This is a genomic window from Candidatus Angelobacter sp., from assembly GCA_035607015.1.
Classification (GTDB): domain Bacteria; phylum Verrucomicrobiota; class Verrucomicrobiia; order Limisphaerales; family AV2; genus AV2.
Map to the genome: position 1 here is coordinate 1 of DATNDF010000402.1, position 9,287 is coordinate 9,287.

Below are 9,287 nucleotides of genomic sequence, written 5' to 3' on the forward strand. Positions count from 1 at the left end.
AGTTGCAGCGCGAGCAGAACGCCCAGCCCGAGTGTGGTAATCGTCGCCAGCAACAACAGCACTGCGAGTTTCATTCCTCAATCATGCTTTTGCCCCAGCCACAACATGACAATGGGGAGGAGGATACCCAGGGCGAGCGAAAGCCAGACGGGCCATTTGTGGCGGATGGTTCGAAACGCGAGAATGATGCCCAGAACGATCGTGATAATCAGGGCGACAGCCATCGCGACCACCAGGCAGCGAAACAGGTAGGTCGAGTAACCCGACGCCGAATCGGTGGGATAATACTGCTCGACGTGAACGCGATTCAGGCGGCTGACGAAATCGGTTGAATCACCAACTCCTTTGCGGCGGTCGGGATTGACGGTCTGGTACCAGCCCGTGGCAACATAAAAAATCAGCAGCGGCGCGAAGAAGCAGCCGAGATAAAGGTGAATGCGGCGCAGTGTTCTCATGTTCCAATCTGCTTCGATGGCCCATCCTGTTCAGCAACGGCAAGGAATCCCTTGCGCGTGCAGGCATCTCGTCCTATTTCCCGGCGCCTCATTCGGACACCACGGGAATCCAAATTTTCTGGCCAACTTTCAAAGTGGTCGGTTTGAGCCCGGGATTGGCATCTTGAATGAGTTTGATGGAGGTCTTTTTGCCATTCTTTTTGAACTCCTCGTTATGCGCGTTGGCGATGGCATTGAGTGTGTTGCCCGGCTGGATCACATACCAGACACCCTCCTGCGTCGGCGGGGGGGCCTCGGAGGTCTTGTCCGGTTTGTCCGACGATTTCTCAGCGGACTTGTCCCCGGTCTTTTCCGTCCCGGACAGGTTTTTGCTCCTTTTGGACGTTGCGGTCGGCGCGGGTGAATTCAGGATTTTCGTGATGTCCTTTTTCAGTTGCTCGAACTCCTCCCGAATCAATTTTTTGTCCGCCTCCCGTTTCTGCTCGATCTCTTCGATGGCCTTGGTGAGGCGGCCATATTCTTCACGCGTCACAAATTTACTCGTGTCAACCTTGTTGTCCTGGGCGCGCACGGCCCTGACCTCGTCCGCCAGCGCGCTGATCCGGCGCTGCAGGTCCGCCTGGCCGGTGGTCAACGCGTCCACGGCGGAATTCAGAAGTTTGTAGCGTTCCTCCGCCGCTTCGCGTTCGGCGGCGGCACGTGCAGCGTTGTCCTGGGCCAGACAGGTTGCGCTCAGACAGGCCGCGCCCAACAGCAAGGGGAGAATTCGTTTCATGCCGCGAAAATAGGAGCGTGTGCCACGCCGCGCAAGCGGGAAGAACTCAGGTGAAAGGCGGTGGCAAGGACTGCTGGCGAGGCGCCCTCCGCAATTTGAACTTTGAACTTTTCGCTTTGAACGTAATTTGTCGGCGTGAAGGTTTTGGAAGTCATTCAGCGTAGTTCCGAGTTTCTCGCCAAAAAGGGGGTCGAGTCGCCCCGTCTGCAAACCGAATTGTTGCTGTCCCACGTGCTTCGTGTACCGCGGTTGAATTTGTACCTCGATTTTGAACGGAAACTCAGCGAGGCCGATCTCGAATCCGTGCGCGAACTCGTCCGGCGGCGCGGCACTCGCGAACCGCTGCAGCACATCCTTGGTTCGGCCTCTTTTTGCGGGCTGGAGATCAAGGTTGGCCGCGATGTGCTCGTGCCGCGACCCGAGACCGAGTTGCTCGCCGAACGTGCCTGGGACTTTCTTTCGGCATGGCCGTCCGTCCATCCCATCGCACTGGACTTTGGCACGGGCAGCGGTTGCGTCGCCGTCGTGCTGGCTGCCAAATGTCCCGCCGCGCAGGTTCACGCCGTGGATGTCTCAGCCGAAGCGCTCCGGGTCGCGCAAGACAACGCCGTAATGAATGGCGTCGCTGACAAAATCAGGTTTCATCTGGGGGACGCTTTTGCGGCGTTGCCGACCGGCGTGCTGTTTGCTTTGATCGTGGCCAACCCGCCGTACATCCCGGTCGCGGAGATTGACACACTGGCGCCGGAAGTTCGCGATTACGATCCACGCCTGGCCCTGGACGGCGGACCGGACGGGCTCGACTTCTATCGCCGGCTGGCGAGGGAGGCGGCGAAATACCTGGAGCCCGCGGGGCGGATCATGTTGGAATTCGGCGACGGACAGGCGGACCGTATTCGCGAAATCTTTGCCGATCACAACTGGGTTGTCGAAAGAATTGAAGCCGATTACAGTGGCCGGCCAAGAATTCTTGTGGCCAGTGTGAAACGCGTCTGAGCGCCGGTTGTTGGCGGATTAAAAACATCAGGATTTTCATGGACAGTCTCTCGATCAAGGGCGGAGTGCCGCTGCACGGCGAGGTGACAATCAGCGGCGCGAAGAACGCCGCGCTGCCGATCATGGCTGCCACGTTGCTCACCGCCGAACCGTGCGTCATCCGGCGCGTGCCGGATTTGAGTGATGTCACATTCATGGGCCAGATCCTCACGTCCCTCGGAGCGAAGGTGAAACTGAGCGGCGATACTCTCACGGTGCATGCCGCAAAAATCAAAGGGGTTGGCGACTACGATTTGATCCGCAAAATGCGCGGGTCGATCTGCATTCTTGGCCCCCTGATAGGCCGGTTGCGCCGGGCGAGCGTCTCACTGCCGGGCGGCTGCGTCATCGGTCCTCGGCCGATCGACCTGCACCTGAAAGGGCTCAGCCAGTTGGGCGCGCGCATCACAATCGAAGGCGGATACGTCCGCGCCCGCGCACCTCGATTGGCCGGGGGCGACGTGTTCCTTGGCGGTCGCGCCGGACCCACTGTGCTCGGCACCGCCAACGTGATGATGGCCGCCGTGCTGGCCGACGGTGTGACCATCATTGAAAGCGCTGCATGCGAGCCGGAAGTCGTGGACCTGGCCTGTTTTTTGAACGCGATGGGGGCCCGAATTGTCGGGGCTGGCAGCCCGACTGTCACGATTACGGGAGTAAAGGAATTGCACGGCGCGGAGCACGACGTGATCCCTGACCGAATCGAAGCCGCCACGTTTGCCATCGCCGCCGCGGCCACAAACGGAGAGGTTTCACTGCTGGGCGCCCGTCCAGACCACATGCACGCGGTGCTCGACAAGTTGCGCGAGGCGGGCGTGAAGGTGGAGCGATGTGGTCCGGCGTTAAAAGTGAAACGCGGGGGAAGATTGAAACCCGTGGACATCACCACGCTCCCTTACGCCGGGTTCCCCACCGACGCCCAGGCGCAAATGATGGTGCTTATGGCACTCACACCCGGCATCGGTATCATCACAGAACGCATCTTCGAGTCGCGCTTCATGCATGTCAGCGAACTGGCGCGGCTCGGCGCGGATATCGGAATCGAGGGGCCCAGCGCGATCGTGAAAGGGGGCCGGCCGATGAGTGGCGCTCCGGTCATGGCCAGCGATCTGCGGGCCTCCGCCGCGCTGGTCATCGCAGGACTGGTGGCCAGGGGGACAACACTCGTGAAACGCATTTATCATCTGGACCGTGGCTACGAGAGGATCGACCAGAAACTGAAACAACTCGGCGCGCGCATCGAACGGGTGGAGGAAACATGAGACAGGTCCTCGGAATTCTGTTGATCATCGCCGCCGTCTGGGGTTGCAAGGAACTGTACAATTATTGGGAGCAGGTGAAAGCCAGGAAAGAGGTTGAAGATCGTGGTGGCGGGCCGCCACCTGCAGCAGTTGTCACGGCGCCAACGACGCTGACGGGACTGCCTGCCAATCTTGAATCCTCGCTGCAGGCCGCGCAAAAGCAGGGGGCCGCCGGACTGAAAAACTGGCTCAAGCATTATCGCCCTTACGTGAGTGATCCCCGGTTGGCTGCGATTGAACTCGACTACCTCGTGTTGATCAGTTCCACCGCCCCGCAGGAAGCTCGGCAGATTTTCGCCTCCGTCAAGCAGCGCACGCCGACCAATTCACCGGTTTACCCGCGCATCAAGCAACTGGAAAAGACGTATCAGTGACACTTTTGCGCTGGAATTCCCGGCTGCGGAGATCTACTTTCAGGCATATTCAACTCCAACCCCCGAGGTCCTTATGGATGTGACGTTTGTTTGTCCCAATTGCCGCCAGGAACTGGAAGCCGACGCTTCCCTGGCGGGAACGCAGATACAATGCCCCGCCTGCCACCATACGATCACCATCCCCGAGGCGGACCCGGCGACCGTCAAGGTCATGAATCCCATCGCTTCATCCGCCGCTGCCCGCGAGGAAAAACACTTTTCAGTACCCGTCCACGACACGCCCACCGAGTTGCTCATCCAAAAACCGCCGCCGCCGCTGGAAGTCGCCGCAAAGGAATCCGAGAAAACGCTGCGGGTGAAGACCATCAAGCGCACGGAGTGCGTGGAAGTCGGCCACGACAACTTCGACAAGGTGGTCAGTGAATTCCTCGCGAAGGTCGGCCACGAAAACATTGTGAGCATCAACACTCTCGCCTACACCCATCTGGACATCGGCTCGCAGAAACTGATGACCGACTTCGGCGTGTTGATCGTTTACAAGGGCTGAATAACCGGGCCGCGGCGACCCGCCCTGTGTTCGCGGGAAAACTCACGAGGGCTTTTTGAAACGCCCCCTGCCGTCGGAAGATTCCGTTACTTCATGGCCGCAAGCCGCGCTGAAAGGCGCGATTTTTTGCGGCTGGCATTGTTCGAATGCACTGCACCACTCTTGGCCGCCTTGTCCAGTGCTGACGAAACCGCGCGCAGCGCGGGGGACGCCTCGTCCCGCTTTCCAGCTGTCACGAGCGAGAGATAGTTTTTCTCAAGAGTTTTGAGCCGCGAGTGGACGCTTTGATTGTGTAGGTGCCGGCGCGCGTTGCTGTGCATGCGGCGGATGGCTGACTTGGTGTTCGGCATAAATTCAACTTTTCTTCAAACTCGGGCGCGCAAAGGTAGCGAAATGACCGGCTTTGTCAACGGCTTGTTGCGCGTCTACTCGGTCGAGCAAGCAACTGTTCGGTTCGCTCCCAGACGGCGGATTTCACGGACTCCAGCGGTCCCGTCGAGTCAATCGTGCATATGCGCTCCGGCTCGGCGGCCGCAATAGCATTAAACCCTTTCTCGACTCGCTCAAAAAACTCGCGGTCGGCTTCTTCCATGCGGTCCCGTAACGGTTCACTGAATGGCAGCTTGGCGCATTCCTCCGGCTTTTGGGTGATGAGCGAAATATCCAGCAGCATTGCCTGCTGACGGGCGAGACGCCGCTCCTCGCTGATTCCCACAGGCACCGAAAGGAAGAGCGTCAAGTCGGGGTGCGTGTCGCCGACCGCAAACCCGACGACTGCGCGTACCATTCCCGGGTCCAGCCGCCGGCCGTAACCCTGATACGCGATGGTTGAATCATAAAACCGGTCGCATAACACGATCTCGCCCGCAGCCAACGCGGGACGAATCACCTCGCGAACGAGCTGGGCGCGGCTGGCGTTCATGAGCAGCAATTCTGCCTCCGGAGTCATTGCGTGATTCCGTTGACTGTGCTTGAGCGTGTGCCGGATTTCCTCGCCGATCGGCGTGCCGCCTGGTTCGCGCAAAACGCGGACAATCCTGCCCTCGGCCCGAAGCCGCTCAGCGAGCAGCCGAACATGCGTGGACTTGCCGCTCCCTTCGGTGCCTTCAAAAGTGATGAAAACCCCTTTCATGTCAGACGGGGCCGGGCCGACAGCGGCAACCGCGAAACAACTTCATTGGGAAGCCGGCAGCTTCGCGGAGGGCGCACTGGGAGCCGCGGCGGTGCGGGAACTGATTTGTTCGGCCAAATAAACCGCAAGCGAGTTGATTTGCTCGTCCGTCAGCGGACCGCCGGCGGCCCGGGCAAATGCGGGCATCAACGACCCTGATTTGCCCTGCGTTATCCAGACCTTCCAATAGATGCGATCCGTGGAATGGTTCAGGTGATGCAGATCGGGGACCATTGAAGCGCGATGCTCGGAGTCGTGGCAGATGCCGCAGGCCTTCTCATAGAGGGCGGCACCCAGTTTGCCTGTGAGAGGGGCGGCGTGGCAACTCGCGCAATCATTCTTGAACACCGCCTGCCGGTCGGCCGTGGCGACCTGGATGTTCTTCGTGCGGTCAACCATGGTCCCGGGCGGCGTGCCGGCCGGCCCGTCCGGAATGTCCACCTTTACGGTCAGCGTCTTGGTTCCGGTCGCGCCATAAACGTACACGAGTTTGGTGATCTGGCCGCGCTTGCCGCGCAGATCGACAGTCACGTGAATCTGCCCGTTCGTTCCGGGCTCCAGCACCCACGGCTGGCTCGGCAGCTTCGCGACCGTGCAGCCGCAGGAGGTGCGCACTTCGTTGACCGTCACGGCGTTGGTCGAGGGGTTTGTCAGCGTGAAATCAAGTTGAGCGCTGACTTCGCCCGGCTTGGCGGTGTATTCCTTCACGTCCTTGTCTGCGACCAGCGGCAAGGGCTTCGCTGTGACCGGCGCCTGCGCCGGAGGAAACGGCCCACCGGGCAGAGGGCGCACGGGCCGGCCGGCGAAATTGGTCACATGCGCCACCACCGGCGCGCCGGGCGCGTTGGTCACCCCCGCGATCGCCTGGAAACGTTGCTGACCATTTGTGAACTGGGCAAAACGAAAGTTCTGTTGCCCGTTGGTGAGCGAACGAAGCGGCGGCGGCAAGGGCGGCAAGGGCGGCGGAGTCGCCGCAGGAAGATTTGTCGAGGGCGCTGGCTCCGCTAACGCGAAAATGGCCGGGGCGGCCAGAAGGCCCAGACTGGACGCAAGCCAGAGGTTCTTTCTGCGAGTTTTCATCGACGATAGCGCACAATGTAACGGCTTTTTGGCTTTTGACGAGCAAATTTCCTTCTCCATTGGGTCCTTTCCCCCGGGCGCAGCGGCATTCAGGCGCGCTTCAATCGCGGGCCCTTCGGCGTGTCCTCAATCACCCAACCCTTTGCCTTCAACTCGTCACGTATCGCGTCGGAGCGTTTGAAATCCTTGGCCTTTCGCGCTTTTATTCGCTCCATTGCAAGCTGTTTAACCTCTGCAGGCGCGCTTGTTTCGCCAGCCAAATCTATCAGCAATCCAAAGGGAACAATACCCTTTGCCTCGCTCATGCGCAGAGAAGATTCCGGCCTGAAGCTCAACCCGAATACCGAATCTACAAGTTTCCAAGTGACTATCGCTGTGGCCGCTTGATCCCGAGAAAGTTTTCCTCCAGCGATAGAACGGTTCAGCTCGCGAATCCAATCGAAAATTGCCCCCCACGCTTTTGAAACATTCAAATCATCATCTAACGCATCGGCAAACCGGCTGACAATTGTCGCGTCTGGTGGGGCGTGAACGTTTCCCCCAACTTCATCCCAAGACTCAAGGAGTTTGCTCAAACACTCTTCAATCCGTGCCAGCGACTTCCGCGCGCCCTGCAGACCTTCAAGAGTGAAGTTGAACGACTCGCGATAATGCGCCGTGAGGAGCAGGTAACGGATTTCGCGCCCGTTGAAGCCGTGCTTTTCAGTGAGATCACGCAAGGTGTAGAAGTTACCGAGCGACTTGCTCATTTTTTTACCCTCCACCAACAAATGCGCGCCGTGCAGCCAGTATTTGACAAAGGGTTTGCCGGTGGCGCCTTCGCTCTGCGCGATTTCGTCCTCGTGATGGGGAAAAATCAAATCCTCGCCGCCTAGGTGGAGGTCAAAACTTTCGCCGAGGACCTTCATGCTCATCGCGCTGCACTCGATGTGCCAGCCGGGTCGGCCTTCGCCCCACGGGCTCGGCCAGAACACGTCGCCGTCCTCCGCCACTCGCGCCTTCCAGAGCGCGAAGTCCGCGATGGATTCCTTCGCGTAATCGTCGCTGCTCACCCGCTCACCCGGGCGCATTTCATCGAAATTCAAATTGACCAACTGACCGTAGCGGCAGCCGCAACCGCGATATTTCTCGATGCTGAAATAGACAGAGCCGTCCGCCGCCCGGTAGGCGATGCCGCGAGCAACCAGTCTTTCGATCAACGAAATAATGTCCGGAATGTGTTCTGTCGCGCGCGGCATCTGATGCGGACGAAGACAGCCAAGTGTTTCCAAATCTGCGAGGAACGCAGACTCATATTTGCCGGTATAATCGTGAAGCGAACCGCCCGATTCACGAACGCGTTTGATGATCTTGTCCTCCACGTCGGTGATGTTCATCACGTGCGTGACGGCAACGCCCTTGAACTCAAGATAGCGGCGGACAAGGTCGGCGAAAACGAACGTGCGAAAATTGCCGATGTGCGCGAAGTCATGCACCGTCGGCCCGCAGCAATACATGGCGATCTTTTTGCCGGAGGGGTCGAGCGGCACAAACTCCTGCACCGATCGTGTCAACGTGTTGAAGAATTTCAGGCCCATGTTGCCAGTGGCGCGACAGCGTAAGGCGGCAGACGCGAAAGAAAAGGGGAATTTCTATTCAAGCCAGGATCGCTTCCCTTTCCGCCGGTGTGACGACCTTCCATGTTCCGCGGGGCAGGCCGCCCAGCTCAAACCCGCCAATCTGTGCGCGAATCAATCGCAGCGTCGGATGGCCGATGCCCGCGGTCATGCGCCGCACCTGGCGGTTCTTTCCTTCAACCAGTTCCAGGCCGATCCAGCAATCGGGAACATTCTTGCGAAACCGAATCGGCGGGTCGCGGGGCGGCAGATTGGGTTGCGGATCGAGCAGCCACGCGCGACACGGCAGGGTTTTTCGTCCCTGGACCATCACACCGGGTTCGAGTGCCGCCAGCGCCTCTCTGGTCGGAACGCGCTCGACCTGCGCCCAATAAATACGCCGGTGTCCGTGCCGCGGATGAAGCAATCGTTCGTTCAATTCCGGTTCATCGGTCAGCAACAGCAGCCCCTCGCTTTCCGCATCGAGGCGGCCGATGGGATAGACGTTTTTCGGAAACCCGAACTCCGCCAAAGTGCGATTTGAAGAACCACTCAATGTGAACTGCGAAACAACGCCGTAAGGCTTGTGAAAGGCGATTAGCATTCCGTCGGAAAGATGGTTCGTGGCCGGACCGGGCCGGCTGTGCGCGGTACGCGGAAGGAGTTCCGTTTTCTCCCCGCGACGCGAAGAAGACGTCGCGCCCTACCTGGAGGATTCATTGGTCGCAACTTCCGCTTTGTTCGCCGCAAGCGAGAACGGTTCCAGTGGCATCGGTTGGTCGTGGTTCAAAAACTCGTCACACACTCGGAAGAAATCCGACCTCGTCGTCGCACGCCGGATTTGGTGCAGGAACTCGCCGGTTGGCTCCACCCCCACGCCGAGGTAATTCATGTATTTCTTCATCTTCTGCACTTGCGCAATTTCGCGCACGTCCGGCGAACAGACGGCGTCGT

Annotated in this window: 12 protein-coding genes; 4 read left to right on the forward strand and 8 right to left on the reverse strand. The window is 59.5% G+C overall.

Annotation, left to right across the window (positions count from 1 at the left end):
• Positions 1–77: 77 nt before the first annotated feature.
• Both VN887_16105 and VN887_16110 read right to left on the reverse strand, forming a co-directional pair.
• The gene (locus VN887_16105; GenBank protein ID HXT41530.1) at positions 78–455 is read right to left on the reverse strand and encodes a hypothetical protein; all 378 of its coding nucleotides are present in this window, start codon (positions 453–455) and stop codon (positions 78–80) included.
• Positions 456–543: 88 nt separating this feature from the next.
• Positions 544–1,230, reverse strand: coding sequence for a LysM peptidoglycan-binding domain-containing protein (locus VN887_16110; GenBank protein ID HXT41531.1), 687 nt, complete (start codon positions 1,228–1,230; stop codon positions 544–546).
• Between the two features lie 135 nt (positions 1,231–1,365).
• On the opposite strand from VN887_16110, the gene prmC reads away from it, so the two are divergent.
• The 4 genes from prmC to VN887_16130 all read left to right on the forward strand — a co-directional run bounded on the left by prmC (position 1,366) and on the right by VN887_16130 (position 4,487).
• Positions 1,366–2,226: a peptide chain release factor N(5)-glutamine methyltransferase gene (gene prmC, locus VN887_16115; GenBank protein ID HXT41532.1), complete on the forward strand. Its 861-nt coding sequence runs from the start codon at positions 1,366–1,368 to the stop codon at positions 2,224–2,226.
• Positions 2,227–2,264: 38 nt separating this feature from the next.
• Positions 2,265–3,527 (forward strand): UDP-N-acetylglucosamine 1-carboxyvinyltransferase, encoded by a 1,263-nt coding sequence (gene murA / locus VN887_16120; GenBank protein ID HXT41533.1) that lies wholly within the window; start codon positions 2,265–2,267, stop codon positions 3,525–3,527.
• Positions 3,524–3,940, forward strand: coding sequence for a hypothetical protein (locus tag VN887_16125; protein HXT41534.1), 417 nt, complete (start codon positions 3,524–3,526; stop codon positions 3,938–3,940). The genes murA and VN887_16125 overlap by 4 nt, the downstream gene beginning before the upstream one ends.
• Positions 3,941–4,013: 73 nt before the next feature.
• Positions 4,014–4,487: a hypothetical protein gene (locus VN887_16130; GenBank protein HXT41535.1), complete on the forward strand. Its 474-nt coding sequence runs from the start codon at positions 4,014–4,016 to the stop codon at positions 4,485–4,487.
• 86 nt (positions 4,488–4,573) lie between these two features.
• On the opposite strand, the gene rpsT is transcribed toward VN887_16130, so the two are convergent.
• From rpsT to VN887_16160, 6 genes are all read right to left on the reverse strand, one after another.
• Positions 4,574–4,837: a 30S ribosomal protein S20 gene (gene rpsT / locus VN887_16135; GenBank protein ID HXT41536.1), complete on the reverse strand. Its 264-nt coding sequence runs from the start codon at positions 4,835–4,837 to the stop codon at positions 4,574–4,576.
• 56 nt (positions 4,838–4,893) lie between these two features.
• Positions 4,894–5,619, reverse strand: a complete 726-nt coding sequence (gene tmk, locus VN887_16140; protein HXT41537.1) for a dTMP kinase — start codon at positions 5,617–5,619, stop codon at positions 4,894–4,896.
• A 42-nt stretch (positions 5,620–5,661) separates the two neighbouring features.
• Positions 5,662–6,738: a DUF1573 domain-containing protein gene (locus VN887_16145; GenBank protein ID HXT41538.1), complete on the reverse strand. Its 1,077-nt coding sequence runs from the start codon at positions 6,736–6,738 to the stop codon at positions 5,662–5,664.
• Positions 6,739–6,827: 89 nt separating this feature from the next.
• A complete protein-coding gene (gene cysS / locus VN887_16150; GenBank protein HXT41539.1) occupies positions 6,828–8,315 on the reverse strand; it encodes a cysteine--tRNA ligase in 1,488 nt (495 codons plus the stop codon).
• A 58-nt stretch (positions 8,316–8,373) separates the two neighbouring features.
• On the reverse strand, positions 8,374–8,937 hold the full coding sequence (locus VN887_16155) for a pseudouridine synthase (GenBank protein ID HXT41540.1): 564 nt from the start codon (positions 8,935–8,937) through the stop codon (positions 8,374–8,376).
• A gap of 99 nt (positions 8,938–9,036) precedes the next feature.
• Positions 9,037–9,287: tRNA-dihydrouridine synthase family protein (locus tag VN887_16160; GenBank protein ID HXT41541.1), on the reverse strand; the 251-nt coding region annotated here is incomplete at its 5' end.